Below are 957 nucleotides of genomic sequence, written 5' to 3'. Positions count from 1 at the left end.
CCTTCTTGCTGGAGGGATCCCTTTTTTGTGCCTGCTCTGGTACTCTGGGTGGGGGCGCTGAGTTTACAAACTCAGGGGGGGTTTGGATGGGATGGCTTATAGCTCTTATTATTTGGGTCCTTATTCTCTTAGGCCTTCTGGCGCTTGTTGTCTATCTAGCTGACTATCTAGAGAAGAAGCGTCGGGAAGCTTTGGAGCAGGTGGCCAGGAGCCTGGGCATGTCGTTTTCAGCAGAGCTACCCGAAGGGATCCGCTCCCGCTTGCTTCAGGCAGGCTTTAAACTATTTGAACAAGGCTACGATCGACGTTTCTACAACTCAATGTCCAAGCGGCTAATCGATGGAACTGAGATCGGTGCCTTTGACTATCAGTATAGGTACCCCAGCGGCAGGGGCAAGAGTCGCAGGATTGTCTGGGGCAAGAGTCGCGGCACTCATTGCCAGTCTGTTTTCTGGGCCTATTGCGAAGACCTACGGCTACCTCATTTTCGGCTGCACCCAGAAGTTCCCTTGTTCCACGACGTTGCTAAAGCTTTTGGCATGCAGGATATCAATTTCGAGAACCATCCCGACTTTTCTCGCCGCTACCTTTTGCGCGGAGAAGATGAGGCTAAGATTCGCCTGCGCTTCCATCCTAGGTTTCTTAGCTTCTTGGAGCAGCATCCTCCTTGTTGCGCTGAGGGATCCGGGCCGCAGCTTATTGTTTGGCGGGACGACCAACAGGTGAGTCCAGAAAAAATGGCAGACTGGCTGCGCTTCGGGGAAGAATGGGTGCAACGACTGCGGCTGCGTCGCGTTTAACTCTCTGGATCGTCCCTCAAGGCCACTCCCTGGGTATGATGAGAGGGAGAGTTTAAAAAACGTAACGTGTCTTCCTCATTGTCCCAGGCGGTTGTTCTCATTACAGGGGCCACAGGGGGAATTGGCAGTGCCCTTGTGCCTCTCTTGGCCCAGGCCG

At 53.6% G+C, this 957-nt stretch carries 1 protein-coding gene; it reads left to right on the top strand.

Annotation, left to right across the window (positions count from 1 at the left end; translation table 11 throughout):
- The first annotated feature begins 218 nt into the window (after positions 1–218).
- A complete protein-coding gene (locus tag NW860_RS10310; RefSeq protein ID WP_414514026.1) occupies positions 219–800 on the top strand; it encodes a hypothetical protein in 582 nt (193 codons plus the stop codon).
- Positions 801–957 lie beyond the last annotated feature (157 nt).

This window comes from Synechococcus sp. F70.1, from assembly GCF_047502745.1.
Taxonomy (GTDB): Bacteria; Cyanobacteriota; Cyanobacteriia; order Thermostichales; family Thermostichaceae; genus Thermostichus.
This window is presented reverse-complemented; position numbering and strand designations above follow the sequence as displayed.

Coding starts and splice junctions, on each gene's coding strand:
- NW860_RS10310 (WP_414514026.1), top strand. CDS start 219: ATGTCGTTTTCAGCAGAGCTACCCGAAGGGATCCGCTCCCGCTTGCTT.